Source organism: Mucilaginibacter gossypii, assembly GCF_900100945.1.
Lineage (GTDB): Bacteria > Bacteroidota > Bacteroidia > Sphingobacteriales > Sphingobacteriaceae > Mucilaginibacter > Mucilaginibacter gossypii.
Map to the genome: position 1 here is coordinate 58,580 of NZ_FNCG01000022.1, position 21,570 is coordinate 80,149.

Genomic DNA, 21,570 nt, shown 5'->3' on the forward strand with positions numbered 1-21,570 from the left:
ACTTTTGCGCATGCTTAAATTAGATATATTAGTTTTATCGGTACATCCTGATGATGCTGAATTAGGTTGCTCAGGTACAATTTTAAAACATATAGCCCTTGGCTACAAAGTTGGTATTGTTGACCTTACCCGTGGCGAACTGGGCACCCGCGGCTCGGCCGAGATCCGTAAACAGGAAGCTGCCGCCGCCGCCGAAATATTAGGTTTAGCCGTACGTGAAAACCTTGGCCTGCCCGATGCCTTTTTTGAAAATACCCGCGAACACCAGGTAAAGGTTATTGAAGCCATCCGCAAATTTCGCCCCTCCATCGTAATAACCAATGCTTACCATGACCGCCATCCCGATCATGGCCGGGCAAATGAACTTGTTGAAGCCTCGGCATTTTTAGCGGGCCTTCGCAAAATAGAAACATTTGATATTGATGGCACACCACAAGAGGCCTGGCGGCCAGACATGGTGCTGCATTTTATACAGGATAATTATATTACCCCTGATATATTAATTGATGTAACCGAACATTGGGATAAAAAGATAGAGAGTATTAATGCTTACGGATCGCAATTTTATAACCCAAGCTGGGAAGAAGAACCTCAAACCTATATTTCAACATCCAATTTTATTGAAATAGTAACCGGCCGGGCACGCGAGTTTGGTAAAAGCATCCAGGTTAAATACGCCGAGGGCTTTACGAGCAGAAAAATTTTAGGAGTAGATAATTTATTTAACCTTAAATAATACTTATACTTAACTATAAGTTATATATAATAAATTCCACTTTAAATAAACAGGGAGCCTGAAAATCAGGCTCCCTGTTTATTTAAGCAAGTATGATGATATTTATGCTTTAATATATTCAAAGCGATTATTTTCATTGCTCCTCTCCCTTCTGAGCTTATTTTCATTAGCTAATTTTAAGAGGATCCCTGAAAGTTCAGATGTTTTAAAGTCAGAGTCATACTGTTCTTTACAGTAATTGGCAATTGATGAAATAGAACGCTGACTATCAAAGAAATCTGTATTCAGCAATTGATTAAGTATTTTGGTAGCACCAGGCTTTTTACGCCCTGAAACACCTCCGCCTTCATCTTCAATGCGTAATTTCCTTACTTTTTTACCAAACATTTCAACACCCTCGGCATCTACTTTCTCCGATTCGATCATAACCTCCAGTAAACGGTCAATTATACGAACCTGCACGGCTTCAGATTTGAATGAGTTTACAACCTCGGCAACTTCAACCAGTTGTTTCTTTAATTTCTCTATGTGTTTGCTCATGGTGCTTGAAATAGAACTACGTTACTTTAATAGGGTTGCAACAAATCTAATCGGAATAATAACAAAAAATATAGCGGATTTTGGAAAAAAAGTAGCGTATATTAATATCTTTCTATTTTTGCAAATAATAGATGCCGATTTTACCTTATTAAATATTAGTTAATTTCATCCGTTTCATGAGCGGATTTGGCTGTAGCCGGAATTAATTTTCTTTATTTACTGTGTTATAAAGTGACCGAAAGCTGTTCAAGCATGTCAAGGCCTATGTCAATGTGGCTTTTTTCGATGATCAGCGCGGGGCGGAAACGCACACTCCTTTCGCCGCAGCCAAGGTACATAATATTATTATCAAAACCTTTTTTAATAAAGCTGTCCCTTATTGCTTTGTCCGGAAAATCAAAGGCAGTAAGCAACCCTTTCCCCCGCACATTACTTACAACCGGGTGCCGTTCGGCAATTTCACTCAAACCATTTTGCAGGTACTCTCCCATTACTGCCGCATTATCGCAAAGCTTATCCTCCTCAATAATCTCCATTATTTTTGACGAGCGTACCATATCAACCAAACTGCCCCCCCAGGTTGAGTTTATGCGCGATGATACTTTAAATACATTATCTTCAACCTCGTCAATGCGCCGGCCAGCCAATATGCCGCAAACCTGCATTTTTTTACCAAAGGCAATGATATCAGGGCGCGCCTTTTCTCCAAAGTGTTCATGGCACCAGAATTTGCCTGTTAAACCAACTCCCGTTTGCACCTCATCGTAAACCAGCAATGCCTCGTACTCATCAGCAAGTTCACGCAGCTTCTCTAAAAACTCTTTGCGTACATGGTTATCACCGCCTTCTGATTGTACAGGCTCAATTATTATGGCGCATATATCATCCTTATTATCTTCAAATGCTTTCCTGATTTGTGCCACCGATAATTGCTCTCTCTTTAACAGGTCTTCATGATTGGCATCGCTGTAAGGGAAATTCATATAAGGCACAGATACCCGCGGCCAGTCAAACTTGGCAAACCACTTGGTTTTATTAGGCAAGGTATTGGTAAGGCTCAGGGTATAACCCGAGCGGCCATGAAAAGCATGCTCAAAGTGCAATACTTTAAAACCTTTTTCCTTAGTATAGCCCCTGGCAAAGTTTTTCTGCACTTTCCAGTCCATAGCTACTTTCAGCGCATTTTCGATAGCCAGCGCACCACCGGAAATGAAAAAAGCATGCGGTAAATATTCGGGGATCCCTATCCTGTCAAATGTTTCAACAAACTGGGCGTATTGCGTAGTGTAGATATCTGAATTTGACGGGTTGGTTAATGCCGCAAGCATGAGGTTTTTCTTAAACTCTTCATCATTCAGCATTTTGGGATGGTTATAGCCCAAAGGCACCGAAGCAAAGCAGGTAAAAAAGTCAAGCAGTGTGCGGTTATATTTTGCGTCATAAATATAAACACCCTTACTTTTTTCCATATCAAAAGTGAGGTCGAATCCATCGGCCAGTACATGCTTTTGAAGCGATGCCTGGACATCCTGCGGAGAAACAAGTAGGTTGTACATATTAATTTGGTTTATTACAAATTTAGTAAAAACCGCCTAAAATCAAAATTTAAGCGGTTTTTGAACCGATTGACAAAAAAGTAACTTTAAATTGTTTAAAGTTACTTTTTGTACCAAACTCAAAACCGGTACACCTGCTTCAACCACAGTATTCATAAAAAAATGCAGCCGAAATTTACATTTTCCGCCCGGTTAACATCAAATTCCTCCTCCTGCGAACCTGAATTGTACCGGGGTAGCTTGATAAAATTTTCATTTTAATTAATTTGACATAGGTTGATTATTTTAATACTAAATTAGTGGCAGATACAACCAAAAGGGATATTTATAACTATGGGAGAAGAACCATTATCTGCCAGCAACTCAAAACCGGTCCCAAAATTAACATTTATCAATAGTACCGACTGGGATTTACTTGAAGACCTGCCCGTTGCAGTTTACACCTGCGATAAAGAGGGCTACATAACCTCATTTAACAAAGCGGCGGTAACGCTTTGGGGCAAAACGCCTCACATTAATAAAGACAAGTGGTATGTAAACTGGGAGATATTTACATCCGATGGTATACTGTTAACTCCCGATGAAACACCAACGGGCAAAGTATTAAAATATGGCAAGCCTGTAAAGCAGCAGGAAATGCTTATTAAACGTCCTAATGGAAGTGTAAGTTATATATTATCCAACCCTAAACCCCGTTTTAATGAAAATGGCGAACTGGCAGGCGCCGCCAATACCCTGATAGATATTACAGAACAAAAAAATACCGAATCAAAGCAATGGATGCTGGCCTCTATCATTGAATCATCAGAAGATGCCATTGTAAGTAAAAACCTTGATGGTGTAATTACCAGCTGGAACGGCGCGGCCCAACGTTTATTTGGTTATACAGAAGATGAGATCATAGGCAAACATATCACGGTTTTGATACCGGAAGACCGTTATAATGAAGAAGAAATGATCATTAATAAAATACGGGCCAACGAACGGATAGAACATTTTGAAACCATACGTAAAACAAAAAGCGGCGAGGAAATACAAATTTCGCTTACCATATCTCCTATAAGAAACAACAGCAATAAGGTAATAGGGGCTTCAAAAATAATCCGCGATATAGGCAGGCAAAAAAAATCAGAAGAAAGATTACAACAATATGCCGAACGCCTGGAAATCTTAAACTCCATAGGACAGGTTATTTCGGCCGAGTTGGATATTCAAAATATCCTGCAAAAAGTTACCGATGCCACTACCCAGCTTTGCGGCGCGCAGTTTGGCGCTTTTTTTCACAATCAGGTTAATGAGCAGGGCGAATCATATATGCTGTTCACGCTTTCGGGCGCGCCGCGTGAGGCATTTGAAAAATTTGGTATGCCGCGTAATACGGCAGTCTTTCACCCCACTTTCAGTGGCGAGGGAACGGTAAGGGTTGATGATATAACCAAAGACCCGCGTTACGGAAAAAATGCACCACATTTTGGCCAGCCTAAAGGGCACCTCCCGGTAGTAAGCTACCTCGCGGTTCCGGTAAGGGGCAAATCGGGCGAGGTGATTGGCGGGTTATTTTTTGGGCACGAACAACGGGCCAGATTTACCAGGGAGCACGAGCAACTTGTTTTGGCTGTTGCCGCCCAGGCCGCGGTAGCACTTGATAACGCCAAGCTTTATGAAAATATTAAAGAGCTTAATGAAAAAAAGGATGAATTTATAGGGCTTGCAAGCCATGAGTTAAAAACACCGGTCACCAGTTTAAAGGGTTACCTGCAAATCATTGCCCGTAACCTCCCACCGGATGATAAAAGCAAAGTACTGGCCAACAGGGCATTGGAGCAAGTAGGCAAATTAACCATCCTGATATCGGATTTGCTTGATGTTACCAAAATCCAGACCGGTAAATTGCCTTTTACTTATACCGATTTCGATGTGATCAAACTGCTTACCGAATTGAGGGAGATCCTGCAACAAACCGGCCCCTCCCATCAGCTCCTTTTGAATTTACCTGCCGGGGAATTAATTATCCATGCCGATAGCCAGCGTATTGAGCAGGTTGTCATTAACCTGGTAACCAACGCCGTTAAATATTCGCCAAAGGCAGATAAAGTGATCATCGAAGCCCTTGTGATCAACAACAAATTCAGGGTATCGGTGCAGGATTTTGGCATCGGGATCCAGCCCGATCAACTGGATCGGGTGTTTTCACGTTTTTACCGCGTTGAGAACCTCGCCTCTCACATGTCGGGGTTAGGAATTGGCCTGTACATTTGCCAGGAAATTGTTAACCGCCACCAGGGCAGGCTTTGGGTTGAAAGCACTTACGGCGAAGGCTCAACCTTCCATTTTGAGATCCCAATAAACACGAATTGAAATTTATGCACGAATGCTTAGCGTATTATTGAGCAATTAGAACGAATTACACGAATTAGTTGGTTCGTGTAAATTCGGACGCATTTGTGAAATTAGGGCTATTTAATTCCAATTCGCGAAAATTCGACCTCATTCGTGTAATTAGTGTTGATTAATTAGTGTTGATTAAACTTTTCTTTCATCCCCAATAATCCCCAAATCCCCCCGCTGTGAATAGCCAGGATTTTACTGCCGGGTTTAAAATGCCCTTTGCTTATTAAATCATACAGTGCATACATCATTTTACCGGTGTATACAGGTTCTATCAATATCCCTGTTGTTGCTACAAATTGTTTAATGAAACTGATAAGCTCGTCATTCGCTTTGCCATAGCCTCCAAAGTGGTAATCGGTATGTATGTTATAATCTGTCTGGGCTGTTAAGAACCGGCCTATCTCCTCTTTAATAAAACCACCGTTTTTAAATACCGGAACCGCGTTGAACTTTGTTTTAAGCTGATGACCATTTAATCCGTTAATGATACCTGCCGCTGTTGTACCTGTACCGCAGGCGCAAAAGATATAGTCATAGCTTTCTGTTAACTCGTTAACCAGTTCGCTGCAGCCTTTGGCACCTTCGGCAGATGCCCCCCCTTCGTCAATAAAAAAAGCCTGTTCATCATTACCAAAATACTGATTGAACAGTGCAAGTTTATCACGATAGCTGTTACGATCGGTAAACTGCAGTTCCATACCATGCAGGTGGCATAAAAACAGGGTATCATTATCAACTTCCTCTCCCCTTACAATACCCGTTGATTTAAAGCCAAACTTTGCAGCAGCCGCAGCTGTAGCCATCAGGTGGTTTGAATAAGCTCCGCCAAACGTTACGAGGTGTGTTTTGCCTTCGGCTTGAGCCTGTTTAAGCACATATTTAAGCTTGCGCCATTTATTGCCCGATATCATTGGATGGATGAGATCATCGCGCTTGATGAAAACTTTTACGCCGTGGCTATCAAACAATGAGCTGTTGATTTGCTGTACCGGGCTAAAAATTTCAAGATCGATGTTCATAAAATAATACGACGTTAATGCTATTGCAATATTACGTTTAACCTACCACAAAAAACGATTACTTTTGCGCCTCAAATGGCACACGAACCCGAACTTATTGAGCAGGAAGAACAGGACTTGTATGAACACTTACGCGTAGTGGTTGACAAGGGCCAGTCGCTTTTGCGGATTGATAAATTTTTGATGCACCGCGTGGAGAATGCTTCGCGCAACCGTATTCAAAATGCTATTGAGCTGGGCAATGTGCTGGTGAACGATAAACCTATCAAATCAAGCTATAAGGTAAAACCGCTTGATGTGATCTCGGTAGTGCTGCCACACCCTCCGCGCGATACAGAAGTATATCCCGAAAACATCCCCATCAATATTATTTATGAGGATGATGATGTATTGGTGGTTGACAAAGAAGCCGGTATGGTGGTACATCCCGGTTATAACAATTATACGGGTACACTGGTTAATGCGCTGGTTTACCATTTTCAGCAATTGCCAACCTTACCGGGCAACGATGGCAGGCCGGGGTTGGTACACCGCATTGACAAGGATACTTCAGGCCTGCTGCTTATCAGCAAAAATGAGCGTGCCATGAACTGGTTGGCTAAGCAGTTTTTTGAGCATACCATCACCCGTAAATATATAGCGCTTGCCTGGGGCGATTTACCGGAAGACGGCACCGTTACCGGCTATATTGGCCGTAGTGTTGCCGACAGGCGGGTAATGTCGATATATGATGACCCCGAAAAAGGAAAATGGTCTGTAACGCACTATAAAGTTTTAGAGCGAATGGGTTACGTTACCCTGATTGAATGCCAGCTGGAAACCGGCCGTACCCATCAAATCAGGGCGCACATGAAGCATATCGGTCACCCCCTGTTTAGCGACGCCACTTACGGCGGTGATAAAATTTTAAAGGGCACCATGTTCAGCAAGTACAAACAGTTTGTTGAAAATTGTTTTGAGCTGATGCCACGGCAAGCCCTGCATGCACAAACACTGGGCTTTTTACATCCTACATTAAAAAAGCAGGTGCATTTTGAATCGCCGCTGCCGGCTGATTTTGAGGCCGTACTTGCAAAATGGCGAAAGTACAGCGATACAGATACGAAATAACAGACGTTAGATAGAAGAGCAACAACACCCGGTAATTATTAACAACACGATTAAATTATAATATCTATCCGTCCTATGATGCCCGTATTCATCAATTTTAACGGCGAATATCTCCCTCAAAACACACCATTGCTTACCATTGGTAACAGGGGCTTTAAATATGGCGATGGCCTGTTTGAAAGCATGCGACTAATGAAAGGGAAATTGAAATTTGCCGAACTGCATGCCGACCGGCTACAGCGGGGCATGAAAGCCCTTAAAATTGATGGTTATTCGCAAATGGATACCTGGTTCCTGAACGAAATAGTTAGTGAGCTTGCCCGCCGAAATAAAGTTAAACACGGCAGGCTGCGCCTGACAGTTTACCGCGATGCCGAAGGCTTTTATACCCCTACTCAAAATAAAATGGGTTATTGCCTGGAGCTAACCCCATCCGAAGAGCCCAGGTATTTTTTGAATGAGAAGGGCTTGATCATGGATGTGTTTACGGAACTGCCTAAACCGTCCAACTATCTGTCGAACATTAAAACATGCAACTCGCTTATTTATGTAATGGCGGGTTTGTATAAAACCCAAAACAAGCTGGATGATGTTTTTCTGTTGAACCAAAGCGGTAACCTGTGCGAAGCCAGCAGTTCCAATATTTTCATCAATTACCAAAATCATTTATATACCCCGGCGTTAAGCGAGGGCTGCGTTGAAGGTGTAATGCGCCAGGTAGTGATCAAACTGGCAAAAGAAAACAACATTGATATCACCGAAGCCCAGATCAATCCTGATATTTTATACGAGGCCGATGAAGTATTTTTAACCAACGCCACCCGCGGTATCCAAACCGTTATGGGTTTTGGGGTAAGGCGCTATTTTAATCAGTACAGCAAGGTACTGATGGATGAGTTGAATAAACTATAAGCTAAACATATTTTAATAAGAAACGTCATTTCGACGGACCAGCGAGGGGCAGAGCGCCGGATTGAGGCGAAAATCCTATAACCCATGTAACGGAAGGCTGGGCTTTCAGCTTTAGCTTTTTATGCCCCTATTGCCTTCCTGTAATTTCGAAGTGCCCTGATGATTGTCATTACAATTTCGTGCTGCCCTTCGTCCGAATTAAGGTACTCCTCCTCTTCGGGGTTATTAATGAAACCGGTTTCTATCAATACAGCAGGCATCGCGCTATGGGCCAGCACCAATACCCCCTGTTCTTTCACACCATTACTTTCGCGGCCATCTACCCCGGTAAACTCATCGTCAAGCAGATCACCAAAACGGATACTTTGCTTACGGTATTTTTGAATATAAGCATTCAGTACGATCAGGTTTGAAGGATCGCTTTCATCATAGCTCTCGTAGTTCTGCTTGTAATCCTTTTCCTGAAAAATAGAAGCATTTTCGCGTACGGCCTCTTCCTGCTCCTTAAGGCGGTGGAAACCGTATACCAGCATCAGTACACCTTTTTGCTTGTGTGCACGTGCGGCAGTGCCCTCGGGCGATGAATTGCAGTGAATGGAAATAAACAGGTTGCCATGGTTTTGATTAGCAATAGCCGAGCGCTGGTTTAGCGGGATAAAGGTATCATCGGTACGGGTAAGGATAGCGTTAACATCAGTAATGGCCGTATCAAGAGCTGCCTTGAGCTTCAGGGCTATGGACAGTGTTACATTTTTCTCAAACGAATGTGAACCACGTGCCCCGGCATCCTTACCGCCATGCCCGGCATCAATAACAACCGTTTTAAACCTAAAAGTTGTAACAGCAGGTATAGTATCTTTTTGCTGCGCGAATGAATTTTGAAACAGGAACACCAGGATGATCATCCCGGGCAAAGCGACGTATTTCATTTTTTCACCGCCTTTTTACTGCACCTGGGGCATAAGCCATGAGCATACAGGGTAAAGCCATGCGACTCAAATCCCGCAGGGAGATCTATAGCGGGCAGGTTCATATCATTAAGGCAATACACATTTTTGCACTGGGTACAATTAAAATGCAGGTGTTCATCATGGTGATCATGCTCATTACAACTTGATGAGCAAAGGGCATAATTAGCCGTACCGTTTAAATCAAATATCTTATGGATGATCCCTTTTTCTTCAAAAGCATTAAGGATCCGGTAAAGGGTAACCCTGTCAATATCATGCATCAGGTTCTCCAGGTCGGGCTGCGAGGTAGCGGAATGTCTTGACGACATCATAGATAAAACCCGCAGCCTGGGCGCAGTTTTTTTCAGGTGATGTTTATCAAGCAGGTGCTCAAAATGATGTATATCGCGGGTTTGTGTCATGTATCAATTGGGTAATAATTATAAGGCCGCTAATTTAATAATGGTACGTATAATATACGCCATTAGTTGCCGGCTTTTATAACGGTATTTTTTATCGGCTTAGTATGACGGTTTGATACAGCCGGGGCACCATGCTTTTCATGATTACAAGCCGGACTCAAAAAGCAGTTGAACAGCAAAAATGCATAAAAGAATTTCCTGTGGCGCTTATCCATTACTCAACCTTTTCAAGTTTATATGTTTTATGATCATGATTGCAGGCACCGGTATACCTATAATTTATATAATGCGCGGCGGCTATCAGCAAGCCCCCAACAGGAACTATCATAGCCTCGTATTTTCCTGTTGTTGTAAACGCGTGCCCTCCCATGATGATAACAAAACCTGATACAAGCATAAATAGTGGAACTGAACGGCGATGCGTACGCCGGTAAGATAAGCCTATAGAATACACTCCTATCACCAGGGCGAAAATGATCATCCCCCACTCTACCCAGGCGTTAGCCAAAAACCCGAGGCCCACCAACGGCAAACTGGTAAACAACAAAGGCACTACCGCACAATGGATAGCACAAAGCGTTGAAGCAGTGATACCAATATTATCCAACCGGGGTGAAAGCTTTTGAAAATCCATGCCGCAAATATAAACAAGTTAATGCAACACAATTGCATTTGTTTTCACTATCCATATCTACATCTATTAAATTAACAAATACCTGACAATTACTTAATATTAACCAGCAAACTGTATTTTTGCAGGCTTTATAAAAAAACATAGATTGAATTTAGCCTCCATTTATCATATAAAACAGCTTTGGCAGAGCGCCTATGATACCCAGGCCAGCAGGCTCAAGTTACTGGGCGCCACTATGGTCATAGTCATCATCATTAACCTGCTACCGTCTTTTTTCAAGTATATTGAAAAAAGGCAGGACGGGGTTGTACTTAATGATTGGGTATTGGCCCATTTACCCTCTTACGATCTTTCAGTCCCGATTTTTATACTCATCTGGAGCATGGGCATGCTGATGATGTGGCGGGCGCTTTATAACCCGAGGATATGTATCACTTATATCTGGACACTTAATTTTGTATGTATTGCCCGGTTTATTACCATCGGCCTGGTCAAGCTCAATCCGCCAGTGGGCCTTGTTCCGCTTATTGACCCAAGCACAAGCGTGTTTTACGGGCATACGTTTATCACCAAAGACCTGTTTTTTTCGGGCCACACAGCAACCATGGTACTTGTGTACCTCCACCTGCAAAAGCGAACAGATAAACTGATCGCCCTGGCCTGTGCAATTGTATTGGTAGTATTACTGTTGATACAGCATATTCATTATACTATTGATGTAGTGGCCGCGCCATTTTTTGTATATGGTTGCTGGAGATTGGTTAAATGGCTGGGGCTGGAATGATGACTTTTTTAATCAGTCTTCACTCCCATCCATCCACCAAATGCATGCTGTCCTTTAAATCACCGTACAGCTTTTTAAATACAGGGAACATCCTGCTATAAACCTCATGGTTTTTAGCACTTGGTTCGATAAAATCCTGCTGTTCAACACGGGTAAGCTTGTCATAACTTTCAGGATATAATACCCGTGCCGCGAGATAAATAGCGCCGAGCGCCGATGAATCTTCAGACTGAAGCACTGCGAGCCTTTTCCCGGTGATATCTGCCAGTACCTGTGTCCATACTGCCGAGCTGGTAAAACCACCACTGATATTAACTTGTATAATCCCGCCCGATGCATCTTCCAATGTTTTAAGCACATCGTTCAGTGCAAAGCAAATGCCTTCAAGCCCCGCACGTAAAAAGTGCGACCGGGTATGTGCCGGCTTGATATTAAAAAAGGTGCCGCAGGCTTTGGTATCCCAGAGCGGGGCGCGTTCACCGTACAGGTAGGGTAAAAATATAAGCCCGTTGCTGCCGGCAGGCATTGTTGCTATCTCATTAAATAAAGCGTCATAATCAGCAGCGGTAAGGTTATCCTTTTGCAAAAAGTTTTTGAGCAGCCAGTTTACCGCTATACCTCCGTTATTTACTGCTCCGCCGCATACATAAGTCTGCTCATCAAGCAGGTAATTAAAAACCATGGCTTCGTAATTGTAAACCGGCTTCGGGCTGGTAATGCGCACCGCGCCGCTGGTGCCTATAGTAAGCGCCGCTACATCCGGGCCGGTTGTGTGGCTGCCTAAATTAGCACAGGCTCCATCACTTGCCCCTATAACAAACGGGGTACCGGCATTTATCCCGGTTAACACAGCTACTTCGGGTCTGATACTGTTCCGGTAATAAGTGGTATTAACCGGGGTTGATAATTTTGAAGCCGTGATACCGGTGAGTGTAAGAGCCTCATCATTCCATTCTTTCGTTACAATATTAAACATTCCCGCAGCCGACGCAATGGAATAATCAACCTCAAAAACACCAAAAAGCCTGAACCAGATAAACTCCTTTATCGAAATGAATTTATGGGCGGCTTCAAAGATCTTACTTTGATTATCACGCAGCCACAGCAACTTATTTAAGGGCGACATGGCATGGATCGCAGTGCCGCAGTTATGATAAAGGCGTTCACCTTTTTCCGTTGCACGCAATGCCTGCGCGATGTTCTCGCTCCGCGCATCTGCCCAGGTCATCATAGGCAGCAGTGCTTCGCCATGCTCATCAACCGGAATAATACTATGCATGGCGCTGCTCAGGCTCACGGCCTGCGGGGCGGCGCCCAATTTAGCAGTAATACCAGCAAGGCATTTTACAAAAGCGTCCCAAATCAACAGCGGATTCTGTTCGCTGTAACCGGGTTCGGGGCTATTAATGGGGTAATGATTGGATACTGTACCTAATGGTTCACCCGTTAAACTTACCGCTACGGCCTTTGTACTGCCGGTGCCAATATCAATACCTAAAATATATGCCTGCATGGAGATGTATTTGATTGCCAAAATAATAAACAGAACCGGGATTTGGGGGGATTTTTAGGATTAAGGGATTTCTTTAACAGTTTAGCGTAAAACTGCTTATGAAATCCTGTCCATCCCATTAATCCTTAAAATCCCGGTTAAGACGAAATTACGGTTACATCCATGACAGCAAAGGACAGTTCAGGCATTTAAATTATCTACATTAGCCATACCAATATAAACCAATCAGAGAATATGCAAGTAATTTTAGGGGTCATCTTCCATTTTATCGGTGGCTTTGCTTCGGGGAGTTTTTACATCCCCTACAAAAAAATAAAAGGCTGGGCCTGGGAAAGCTACTGGATAGTAGGCGGCATTTTTTCATGGCTCATTGTACCACCGCTGGCAGCATGGCTTACTATTCCCGGCTTTGCCGACATTATAAGCCATACAGCTACAGCTACCCTTGGCTGGACGTACCTTATGGGACTGCTGTGGGGCATTGGTGGTTTAACATATGGATTAGGGGTACGTTACTTGGGAGTATCGCTGGGTAGCACCATTATACTGGGCTTATGCTCAGTTTTTGGATCGATAATTCCATCGGTGTATTATGACCTTTTCCCGAAAGAGGGGAAAGATACTTTTACGCTGATGATGCACAGCGAATGGGGGCAGATGGTTTTATTGGGCATTGTGCTTTGTGTAGTGGGCATTATTATATGCGGTAAAGCAGGTATGATGAAAGAGAAAGAACTGTCGGCCGATAAAACCATAGCCCAGGAGAATAAAGATTACCGCTTTGGTTTAGGTATACTGGTGGCCGTAGTTTCGGGGATCCTGAGCGCTTGTTTCAACTTCGGTATTGAAGCCGGGAAACCAATGGCCGATACCGCTAACCAGATCTGGCAGGCGGCGCATCCGGGACAAGGTAACTTCCTGTTTTCAAACAATGTAACCTATATTATTATATTATGGGGCGGTTTAACCACTAACTTTATATGGTGTATGGTGCTAAATGCCCGCAATAAAACGTTTGATAATTATACCGATAAAAAAACACCCCTCCTTAAAAACTACCTGTTTGCGGCACTGGCCGGCACGACCTGGTTTTTACAGTTCTTTTTTTACGGTATGGGCGAAAGCAAAATGGGGAATGGCGCCAGCTCCTGGATCCTGCACATGGCTTTCATTATCCTGATAGCTAATACGTGGGGCCTGGTACTTAAAGAGTGGAAAGGCGTAAGTAAAAAAGCATTCGCAACGGTAATAGCCGGTATAGCGGTAATTGTAATATCGGTACTGGTTGTGGGATATGGGAATAAGATAAAACCCGAAAAACCGACGGTAAAAGCCGAATTAAATAAGCCAACGATAAAAACAAATCAATAATTCATTAACTCAATAATTCAACAATTAAAATATATGTCGTCGAAAACAACTGAATTTAAACACGTAAGCTATTTGTGGGATGAAGCAAAAGCCGCCGAACTGGCGGGCGATGAAGTAGCCCTGCTCATATACCGCTCCAACCTTTTGGGTGCCGATCTGCGCCTTACCAACTATGGTGGTGGTAACACATCATGCAAGTTGATGAGTAAAGATCCACTCACCGGCAACGATGTTGAGGTAATGTGGATCAAAGGCTCAGGCGGTGATATTGGCACGTTGAAAAAGAGCGGCTTGGCTGCCCTTTATGTTGATCGTTTACGCAGCCTGAAAAACATCTATCGCGGGGTTGAATTTGAAGATGAAATGGTTGAGTTGTTTAATCACTGCATCTACGATCTTAACTCGAAAGCACCATCTATTGATACGCCGCTTCACGGCTTCCTGCCATTCAAACACATCGATCACCTGCACCCGGATGCTGCCATCGCTATTGCTGCCGCAAAAGACGGTAAGAAAATAACCCAGGAGCTTTTTAACGGTACCATCGGCTGGGTTGAATGGAAAAAACCAGGCTTTGAATTAGGCTTGCAATTAAAACAATGTTTGGATGAAAACCCAGGCATCCGCGGTATTATGTTAGGTTCGCATGGTTTATTCACCTGGGGCGATACAGCTTACGAAAGCTACATGAATACGCTCGAGGTTATTGAGCGCTGTGCCGAATATCTTGAAGAAAACTACGGAAAAAAAGGCCCTGTTTTCGGTGGCCAAAAAGTGGAAAGCCTTGACGAGACCGGCCGTAAAAAACAGGCTGCTGCCCTTGCACCGGTATTGCGCGGTTTTTGTTCAAGCTACAGGCACATGGTTGGTCATTTTACGGATGATGCCCGCGTATTGGAGTTCATCAACTCCAATGATCTTGACCGTTTAGCACCATTAGGCACCAGCTGCCCGGATCATTTCCTTCGCACCAAGATCAGTCCGCTGGTACTTGACCTTGCACCGGGCGAAGACCTGAGCGATGTTACCGCGTTAAAAGCACGTTTGGCTCCTGCCTTTGAGGCTTACCGCCAAATGTATACCGACTATTACAATACCTGCAAGCATGATAACAGCCCGGCTATCAGGGATACCAACCCGGTTATCATCCTGTATCCGGGTGTAGGCTTGTTCTCTTTTTCAAAAGATAAACAAACCGCCCGCGTTGCCGCCGAGTTTTATACCAACGCCATCAACGTAATGAAAGGTGCTGAAGCAATTTCGGAATACACTTCTCTCCCGCGCCAGGAAGCGTTTGATATTGAGTACTGGTTATTGGAAGAAGCTAAATTACAGCGCATGCCTAAGCCAAAAGCTTTATCAGGTAAAATTGCCCTGATCACCGGTAGTGCTGGTGGTATAGGTAAAGCTATCGCCAAAAAATTTGTTGATGAAGGCGCTGTAGTTATTCTGAATGATATGAACGCCGAGCGTTTGGAAGGCGCAGGTGAAGAGTTTAAAAAACAATACGGCAAAGATTCATACACCACAGCCGTACTTGACGTAACCAAAGCCGACCAGATCAACGAAGCACTTGAAATTGCAGCCTTAGCTTTCGGCGGTGTGGATATAGTGGTAAATAATGCCGGTTTATCTATCTCTAAATCAATTGCCGACCATACTGAAAAAGACTGGGACTTATTGTACGATGTATTGGTTAAAGGCCAGTTCTTTATTACTCAGGCGGCAGTTGCTGTGATGAAAAAACAAGACATTGGCGGCGACATTATCAACATTGTAAGCAAAAACGCCTTAGTGAGCGGACCGAACAACGCCGGCTACGGCTCGGCAAAATCGGCCCAGTTACACCTGAGCAGACTGAACGCGGCCGAGCTTGGTACCGACAAGATCCGTGTGAACGTAGTTAACCCGGATGCCGTAATCAGCGACAGCAACATTTGGGCCGGCGGATGGGCCGAAGGCCGTGCTAAAGCTTACGGCGTTACCGTGGATGAACTGCCTGCTTACTATGCAAAACGCACATTATTGAACGAGGTAATACTACCTGCCGATATTGCTAATGCCTGCTTTGCCTTTACCGGCGGCCTGCTCAACAAATCAACCGGTAACGTGTTGAATGTTGATGGCGGCGTGGCGATGGCGTTTGTGCGATAGTTACAGTAACCCATGTCATTGCGAGCGATAGCGTGGCAATCGCACGGAAGCATGACCACCATGCGTAGCCACTCTGTATAGCATGCGATTGCTTCGTTCCTCGCAATGACATATTTATAAATTTTGCAAGTTCAAGCGTCAAACTTGAACTTGCTTTATAACCAATACCAATTATGCAGTTAGAAAAATATAAAATTGATGAAGCCAATCATCAGCAACTGAAAGATCACCAGCGCAAGTTTGATTTTGTTGCCGGTGACGTAAAAAACCTGGATACTATCCTGCAAAAACTGATTGATTTTAATATTGCTATACCAAGCTGGGCTTTAGGTACCGGCGGTACACGTTTCGGCAGGTTTTCGGGCGGTGGTGAGCCCCGCAGCCTGGAAGAAAAAATTGAAGACGTGGGCTTGATCCATGCACTTAACCGTAGCAGCAACTCTATATCATTACATATTCCCTGGGATATCCCATCCAATGCCTCAGCTATCAAAGCCCATGCGGCACAATTGGGTTTGCATTTTGACGCGGTTAACTCAAATACCTTCCAGGATCAGCCTAATCAGGAATTGAGCTACAAATTTGGCTCATTGCACCATGTAGATAAAGCGGTACGCAAACAGGCTATTGCCCACAATATTGAGGTGATCAAATACGGTGTTGAGCTTGATTCAAAAGCATTATCTGTTTGGCTGTCGGACGGATCGAACTTCCCCGGTCAGTTGAATATGCGCGGCGCGTTTGAACGCACTTTAGAAAGCTTGCAGGAAATTTATGAGGCCTTGCCCGATGACTGGAAAGTTTGGGTTGAGTATAAACCTTATGAGCCTAACTTCTACTCAACCACTATTGGCGATTGGGGTCAATCTTACCTGCTATCATCAAAACTGGGCCAAAAAGCGCAGACATTAGTTGATCTTGGTCATCACTTACAGGGCGTAAACATTGAGCAGATAGTTTCATTACTGCTGATGGAAGGCAAGCTGGCCGGTTTCCACTTTAACGATTCAAAATATGGTGATGATGACCTTACCGTTGGCAGCATCAACCCATACCAGTTGTTCCTGATCTTTAACGAACTGGTTGAAGGTATGGACGCCCGCGGCATGACACACGCCACTTCTATAGGCTGGATGATCGATGCTTCACACAATGTAAAAGATCCGATTGAGGACCTGCTACAATCAGTAGAAGCCATTAAGATAGCCTATGCACAGGCATTGTTAGTAGATACTCCAGCATTGGTACAGGCACAACAGGATAATGATGTAGTACTTGCCCAGGAAATATTGCAGCAGGCTTACCGCACCGACGTCCGTTCGTTATTGGCCGAAGCACGCTTAAGAGCAGGCGGCGCGTTAAACCCGCTGGCTGTTTACAGGCAGCAAACTATCAGGCAGCAACTGATAAACGAAAGAGGAGCTAAAGCAGTATCAACCGGATTGTAAGCCTATGGAGCCGATACCTGTTATAGCCGTTTTTGATGTGGGTAAAACCAACAAGAAGCTGTTCCTGTTCGATGAAAACTACAAGATAGTTTTTGAACGTACAGCCCGTTTCCTGGAAACCCACGACGAAGATGGCGACGCATGTGAAAACCTCGACAGCCTCAGGTTATCGGTGTTTGATTCATTGCGCGAAATTTTTAAGCATAAGGAGTTTGATCTTAAGGCGGTCAACTTTTCAACTTACGGCGCCAGCTTTGTTTATGTTGATGAACACGGCAAGCCGCTTACCCCACTTTATAATTACCTTAAGCCATATCCGCCTGAACTGGGCAGGCAGTTTTATGAAAACTATGGCGACGAAGCCAGGTTTGCTTTAGAGACCGCCTCGCCGGTTTTGGGCAACCTTAATTCGGGATTGCAGTTATACAGGCTTAAATATCAACAGCCCGAAGTGTTTAAGCGGATAAAGTATGCCTTACACCTACCCCAGTATATGAGCTATCTTATCAGCGGGCAAATGGTGAGCGACTTAACCAGTATCGGCTGCCACACTGCTCTTTGGGATTTTGCTAAGAACACCTATCACAACTGGCTTAATGCTGAAGGGATTCTGCCCAAAATGGCACCTCTGCATCCCGCGGATAGTGTGCTTCCGGCCGAGTTTCCGGGCAGTACTTACAAGGTTGGTATTGGGTTGCACGATAGTTCGGCAGCGCTGATCCCTTACCTGGTAAGCTTTAATATGCCTTTTGTGCTGATCTCTACAGGTACCTGGTCAATCAGTCTTAACCCTTTTAACCAAACACCGCTTACGGCTGATGAGCTGAAGCATGATTGTCTTAACTACCTGCAATACAAAGGCAGCCCGGTGAAAGCCTCACGCTTGTTTACGGGTTATGAATATGAGCAGCAAGTAAAAAGAATAGCCGCCCACTTTAACCAGGACGAGATCAGGTATCGTACCATAAATTATGATCCTGCAATTGCAGCCCGGCTAAATAATCAACCCTCATTACAGGCCGACGAAAATGAAGGCCAGTTACAGAAATCGGCATTTGAGCAGCGCGACTTAAACATTTTTGCCGATGATGTTGAAGCTTACCACCAACTCATGATTGATATTATTGCCCAGCAAACCATCTCAACCAATTATGTTTTAAACGGCTGTAAGGTAAAACGCATTTTTGTAGATGGCGGCTTCAGTAAAAACAGCGTTTTCATGCACCTGCTGGCGTTGGCCTTCCCTCATTTGGAAGTTTACGCCGCGTCGATGGCACAGGCAACTGCCGTAGGTACGGCATTGGCTATTCATCATGCCTGGAATACCAAAACACTACCGCATGACCTGATCGAGCTGAAATATTATTCGGGGGTGCAGAGCGAGGTTGTATAGCTCTATTTCGGTAAAAACCGATGTCATTTCGAACGAATGGCGGGGGGCCAAAGGTTGGGGTGAGGAGAAATCCTATACGGCATGCATTTAGGCTCAACAAGGTGTACAAGATTTCTCTTTCGCGCCCGCACACCATCCGTTCCAGCTCTATCGAAATGACATTTTTATAAACGAAACTCTTATTTAAAAATCCGGTTATCGACCGGATTTTTTTATTTTAGGGCAACCAATCAATAACCCTCTCATGAAAAGATTCGCTTTGTTTCTGTTATTGCTCAATTTTGCATTTATTGCCAATGCCCAACAAGCTAAGCATAAAAAAGCCATTATTGTGCTTACTTATGACGACGGCATCAATTCACAGTTAAACATAGCCATACCACAGCTCGATTCTGCACACCTTACCGCCACCTTCTTTTTAATGGGCAACATGACCGAAGCTACCTTGCCGCGCTGGCGCGAGGTAGGCAAAAAAGGTTATGAACTGGCCAATCACACTTTATATCACCCTTGCCTGCTCACTAATGTAAAAGCTAATCCGGCTAACAATTCGGCTATTTATACACCGTACATGATGCTGCGCGAGATCAATGAAATGAACACGCTGCTTTTTGCTGTTGATGGAAAAACAGGCAGCCGAACCTATGCATATCCATGTACCGAGGTTGAAGTTGGCGGCGTGAACTATGTTGATACCCTGCGTAAAGCAGGCCTCGCAAAATACGCCCGTATAGGCGGCGGACCGGATGCTGTGATCACTGATTTTAAAAACCTCGACCCGTTAAAAGTGCCCTCATGGGGCGTAACAGGCAACCCGGTAACCGGCGATGCCCTGATAGATTTTGTAAAGAAAGTACAACAAAGCGGCGGACTGGGCATCTTCATGTTTCACGGCGTAGGCGGCGATTATTTGGTTACACCCGCAGATGCGCACAGGAAGCTGTTAGCATATTTAAAGGCACACCGAAACGAAATTGAAGTGACAACTTTTATGAAAGCCATGGATGAGGTGATGGCCGCTAAATAGTTTTATAAAAGCTAAAAGCAGAAGGCTAAAAGCTTAAAGCCAAATTACTATATATAAAAATTAAGCTATCAGACTAACGAGATCTGATATAACAAGCTCATCTTTAATAACGCGTTCATGACCGGGGCCCTGGTATACTTTGGTCTCAACTTCGGGATGAGCGATAAGGAAGTTTTCCAGGAATGCGAAGGGTGCAATTTTATCTTCCGGGTCATAGGCTAACCAATGCCTCCTGACCAAACCGCCAGGATATAAATTATGGAGTGTAAAATGCGAAGCCTCCATATCAAACAATGACTCAAAATTAGTAAAGAATTGATCCTGTAAACCAGGAGCTACATCGGCCGCGTTCAGGCTGGCTATAAAATTCTCTTTCAGATTGATTAGCGGGGCAATGCTGATGAGCAAGGCAGGCTGAATAGCTGTTTCCTTAATAGCGATGGCATTGGCCATTGCCCCTAACGAGTGACCGATGAGCACATCGGGTGCGCCAAAGGTTTTGATTACCGTAGTCGCAGCTTTGGCAAAGAGCAGGAGGTTTGACAGCTCTCCTTCCGAGCTGCCGTTACCCGGTGCATCGAAAGCTATTACCTGCATATCATCAACACTTTTTAAAGCTGTGATGAGCTCGGCAAAGTCGGCGGCTTTTGAGCCCCAGCCGTGGGTGATAAGTATTTTGCGTTTCCCCTCTCCCCAGGTAAACCCCTTGAACTTTAAAGTAGATTTGGCAAAATGAGGATCGTCTACTTCAAGCGTAAAAGGTTTGGCTTCATCAAGCAAAAGTTGCTGCTGCAGGCGTACCGGCATTTTGGGCGAATAACAGATCAATTGCCATAGCAAACTGATCATATCAGGCGCCCCGGCGCCGTTAAGAGATTTTACCTGGTTAAATACCGTTTTTAACTTTTTCATAAGCGACGCAGGATTTCGTCGGCAAAATAAGCAAAAGCGCCTTTAAAATATACCAATAGGTATTTTATTTACATTGTCCCGACGAAGCCTTGCATTCCAATTGTAACAAAACGCATGTCCCAAATTTTTGATTCCCCATAAAAATTTAAAAATCCTCCCGGCGTTCTTTTTCCGGAAAACTGGAGTGTTCCAAATTCTGAATGTAAAAACGCGGGACACCTATTTTATGAAACACGTTGATGTTCAATACTTTAATCATTTACCTGAAACATCATTAAAATACTGATAATCAACACTTAAAACTATAAAGAGTTTAAAATACTTTTTTTCGAAAGATTAAAACGGCGACATTTAAAAGTGTAATTTTTGCTGATTTTTAGGATTTTTTTGAGAAAAAACCAAATGGCGGCTTTGCCTGTCTTGCATACTGACAAGGTAGCGACACCATTTTTATGGTCTGTTTTTCCGATAGTTTTTTGCGCCGGAATACGCAGGATTTTCTGCCTGTGACCGGGAGCGATAGCCGCTCCATCCATGACCATGTTCAGGCGTGGACGCCATAACCATTACCTAAGGGATTAATTTAGCGTAAGCGCTTTAAAATCCCCTCTTGAGAGAGTAATAGCCCATGAAAAGGCAGGAATAATTTGTATATTTATGATAATGAATATCATAGAGACGATTAAGCGTTTTCCAGA

At 43.9% G+C, this 21,570-nt stretch carries 19 protein-coding genes; 10 read left to right on the top strand and 9 right to left on the bottom strand.

Features of this window, described 5'->3' with window-relative positions; translation table 11 throughout:
* Positions 1-10: 10 nt before the first annotated feature.
* Positions 11-736 (top strand): bacillithiol biosynthesis deacetylase BshB1, encoded by a 726-nt coding sequence (gene bshB1, locus BLS28_RS27465; RefSeq protein WP_091175290.1) that lies wholly within the window; start codon positions 11-13, stop codon positions 734-736.
* A 102-nt stretch (positions 737-838) separates the two neighbouring features.
* Here the strand turns inward: bshB1 and BLS28_RS27470 are convergent, their stop codons facing one another.
* Together BLS28_RS27470 and lat are read right to left on the bottom strand one after the other, a co-directional pair.
* Positions 839-1,276 carry a hypothetical protein gene (locus tag BLS28_RS27470; RefSeq protein WP_091175294.1) on the bottom strand — a complete coding sequence of 146 codons (438 nt, stop codon included), beginning with the start codon at positions 1,274-1,276 and terminating at the stop codon, positions 839-841.
* 224 nt (positions 1,277-1,500) lie between these two features.
* Positions 1,501-2,832, bottom strand: coding sequence for an L-lysine 6-transaminase (gene lat / locus BLS28_RS27475; RefSeq protein ID WP_091175296.1), 1,332 nt, complete (start codon positions 2,830-2,832; stop codon positions 1,501-1,503).
* 333 nt (positions 2,833-3,165) lie between these two features.
* On the opposite strand from lat, the gene BLS28_RS27480 reads away from it, so the two are divergent.
* Positions 3,166-5,190: a PAS domain S-box protein gene (locus BLS28_RS27480; RefSeq protein ID WP_091175299.1), complete on the top strand. Its 2,025-nt coding sequence runs from the start codon at positions 3,166-3,168 to the stop codon at positions 5,188-5,190.
* Between the two features lie 155 nt (positions 5,191-5,345).
* On the opposite strand, the gene BLS28_RS27485 is transcribed toward BLS28_RS27480, so the two are convergent.
* Positions 5,346-6,242 carry a 1-aminocyclopropane-1-carboxylate deaminase/D-cysteine desulfhydrase gene (locus BLS28_RS27485; protein ID WP_091175301.1) on the bottom strand — a complete coding sequence of 299 codons (897 nt, stop codon included), beginning with the start codon at positions 6,240-6,242 and terminating at the stop codon, positions 5,346-5,348.
* Between the two features lie 75 nt (positions 6,243-6,317).
* On the opposite strand from BLS28_RS27485, the gene BLS28_RS27490 reads away from it, so the two are divergent.
* Positions 6,318-7,352, top strand: a complete 1,035-nt coding sequence (locus BLS28_RS27490) for an RluA family pseudouridine synthase (protein WP_091175303.1) — start codon at positions 6,318-6,320, stop codon at positions 7,350-7,352.
* Positions 7,353-7,427: 75 nt separating this feature from the next.
* Complete coding sequence (locus BLS28_RS27495; protein WP_091175305.1) at positions 7,428-8,264, top strand: aminotransferase class IV; 837 nt, start codon at positions 7,428-7,430, stop codon at positions 8,262-8,264.
* A 119-nt stretch (positions 8,265-8,383) separates the two neighbouring features.
* Here the strand turns inward: BLS28_RS27495 and BLS28_RS27500 are convergent, their stop codons facing one another.
* The 3 genes from BLS28_RS27500 to BLS28_RS27510 all read right to left on the bottom strand — a co-directional run bounded on the left by BLS28_RS27500 (position 8,384) and on the right by BLS28_RS27510 (position 10,270).
* A complete protein-coding gene (locus BLS28_RS27500; protein WP_091175307.1) occupies positions 8,384-9,193 on the bottom strand; it encodes an N-acetylmuramoyl-L-alanine amidase family protein in 810 nt (269 codons plus the stop codon).
* Entirely contained in the window at positions 9,190-9,636 is a 447-nt protein-coding gene (locus tag BLS28_RS27505) for a Fur family transcriptional regulator (RefSeq protein WP_091175311.1), read from the bottom strand. The genes BLS28_RS27500 and BLS28_RS27505 overlap by 4 nt, the downstream gene beginning before the upstream one ends.
* A 214-nt stretch (positions 9,637-9,850) precedes the next feature.
* Positions 9,851-10,270 (bottom strand): MerC domain-containing protein, encoded by a 420-nt coding sequence (locus tag BLS28_RS27510; RefSeq protein ID WP_091175313.1) that lies wholly within the window; start codon positions 10,268-10,270, stop codon positions 9,851-9,853.
* Between the two features lie 145 nt (positions 10,271-10,415).
* Between BLS28_RS27510 and BLS28_RS27515 the strand changes: the two genes are divergently transcribed.
* A complete protein-coding gene (locus BLS28_RS27515; protein WP_256337555.1) occupies positions 10,416-11,054 on the top strand; it encodes a phosphatase PAP2-related protein in 639 nt (212 codons plus the stop codon).
* A gap of 19 nt (positions 11,055-11,073) precedes the next feature.
* Here the strand turns inward: BLS28_RS27515 and BLS28_RS27520 are convergent, their stop codons facing one another.
* Positions 11,074-12,588 carry a gluconokinase gene (locus BLS28_RS27520; RefSeq protein WP_256337557.1) on the bottom strand — a complete coding sequence of 505 codons (1,515 nt, stop codon included), beginning with the start codon at positions 12,586-12,588 and terminating at the stop codon, positions 11,074-11,076.
* A gap of 213 nt (positions 12,589-12,801) precedes the next feature.
* On the opposite strand from BLS28_RS27520, the gene rhaT reads away from it, so the two are divergent.
* The 5 genes from rhaT to BLS28_RS27545 all read left to right on the top strand — a co-directional run bounded on the left by rhaT (position 12,802) and on the right by BLS28_RS27545 (position 19,960).
* Positions 12,802-13,938, top strand: coding sequence for an L-rhamnose/proton symporter RhaT (gene rhaT, locus BLS28_RS27525; protein ID WP_091175317.1), 1,137 nt, complete (start codon positions 12,802-12,804; stop codon positions 13,936-13,938).
* Positions 13,939-13,971: 33 nt separating this feature from the next.
* Complete coding sequence (locus BLS28_RS27530; protein ID WP_091175320.1) at positions 13,972-16,092, top strand: bifunctional aldolase/short-chain dehydrogenase; 2,121 nt, start codon at positions 13,972-13,974, stop codon at positions 16,090-16,092.
* Positions 16,093-16,265: 173 nt separating this feature from the next.
* Entirely contained in the window at positions 16,266-17,540 is a 1,275-nt protein-coding gene (locus tag BLS28_RS27535) for a sugar isomerase (protein ID WP_091175323.1), read from the top strand.
* 4 nt (positions 17,541-17,544) lie between these two features.
* Positions 17,545-18,933 (top strand): FGGY-family carbohydrate kinase, encoded by a 1,389-nt coding sequence (locus BLS28_RS27540; protein ID WP_091175325.1) that lies wholly within the window; start codon positions 17,545-17,547, stop codon positions 18,931-18,933.
* A 244-nt stretch (positions 18,934-19,177) separates the two neighbouring features.
* Positions 19,178-19,960, top strand: a complete 783-nt coding sequence (locus BLS28_RS27545) for a polysaccharide deacetylase family protein (protein WP_091175327.1) — start codon at positions 19,178-19,180, stop codon at positions 19,958-19,960.
* 60 nt (positions 19,961-20,020) lie between these two features.
* Here the strand turns inward: BLS28_RS27545 and BLS28_RS27550 are convergent, their stop codons facing one another.
* Positions 20,021-20,872, bottom strand: a complete 852-nt coding sequence (locus tag BLS28_RS27550) for an alpha/beta hydrolase (RefSeq protein ID WP_091175330.1) — start codon at positions 20,870-20,872, stop codon at positions 20,021-20,023.
* 302 nt (positions 20,873-21,174) lie between these two features.
* On the bottom strand, positions 21,175-21,408 hold the full coding sequence (locus BLS28_RS27555) for a hypothetical protein (RefSeq protein WP_091175333.1): 234 nt from the start codon (positions 21,406-21,408) through the stop codon (positions 21,175-21,177).
* Positions 21,409-21,570 lie beyond the last annotated feature (162 nt).

What these genes read in the sequence shown, in the direction of transcription:
- bshB1 (WP_091175290.1), top strand. Translation starts at nt 11, where the DNA reads ATGCTTAAATTAGATATATTAGTTTTATCGGTACATCCTGATGATGCT.
- BLS28_RS27470 (WP_091175294.1), bottom strand. Translation starts at nt 1,276, where the DNA reads ATGAGCAAACACATAGAGAAATTAAAGAAACAACTGGTTGAAGTTGCC.
- lat (WP_091175296.1), bottom strand. Translation starts at nt 2,832, where the DNA reads ATGTACAACCTACTTGTTTCTCCGCAGGATGTCCAGGCATCGCTTCAA.
- BLS28_RS27480 (WP_091175299.1), top strand. Translation starts at nt 3,166, where the DNA reads ATGGGAGAAGAACCATTATCTGCCAGCAACTCAAAACCGGTCCCAAAA.
- BLS28_RS27485 (WP_091175301.1), bottom strand. Translation starts at nt 6,242, where the DNA reads ATGAACATCGATCTTGAAATTTTTAGCCCGGTACAGCAAATCAACAGC.
- BLS28_RS27490 (WP_091175303.1), top strand. Translation starts at nt 6,318, where the DNA reads ATGGCACACGAACCCGAACTTATTGAGCAGGAAGAACAGGACTTGTAT.
- BLS28_RS27495 (WP_091175305.1), top strand. Translation starts at nt 7,428, where the DNA reads ATGATGCCCGTATTCATCAATTTTAACGGCGAATATCTCCCTCAAAAC.
- BLS28_RS27500 (WP_091175307.1), bottom strand. Translation starts at nt 9,193, where the DNA reads ATGAAATACGTCGCTTTGCCCGGGATGATCATCCTGGTGTTCCTGTTT.
- BLS28_RS27505 (WP_091175311.1), bottom strand. Translation starts at nt 9,636, where the DNA reads ATGACACAAACCCGCGATATACATCATTTTGAGCACCTGCTTGATAAA.
- BLS28_RS27510 (WP_091175313.1), bottom strand. Translation starts at nt 10,270, where the DNA reads ATGGATTTTCAAAAGCTTTCACCCCGGTTGGATAATATTGGTATCACT.
- rhaT (WP_091175317.1), top strand. Translation starts at nt 12,802, where the DNA reads ATGCAAGTAATTTTAGGGGTCATCTTCCATTTTATCGGTGGCTTTGCT.
- BLS28_RS27530 (WP_091175320.1), top strand. Translation starts at nt 13,972, where the DNA reads ATGTCGTCGAAAACAACTGAATTTAAACACGTAAGCTATTTGTGGGAT.
- BLS28_RS27535 (WP_091175323.1), top strand. Translation starts at nt 16,266, where the DNA reads ATGCAGTTAGAAAAATATAAAATTGATGAAGCCAATCATCAGCAACTG.
- BLS28_RS27540 (WP_091175325.1), top strand. Translation starts at nt 17,545, where the DNA reads ATGGAGCCGATACCTGTTATAGCCGTTTTTGATGTGGGTAAAACCAAC.
- BLS28_RS27545 (WP_091175327.1), top strand. Translation starts at nt 19,178, where the DNA reads ATGAAAAGATTCGCTTTGTTTCTGTTATTGCTCAATTTTGCATTTATT.
- BLS28_RS27550 (WP_091175330.1), bottom strand. Translation starts at nt 20,872, where the DNA reads ATGAAAAAGTTAAAAACGGTATTTAACCAGGTAAAATCTCTTAACGGC.
- BLS28_RS27555 (WP_091175333.1), bottom strand. Translation starts at nt 21,408, where the DNA reads ATGGATGGAGCGGCTATCGCTCCCGGTCACAGGCAGAAAATCCTGCGT.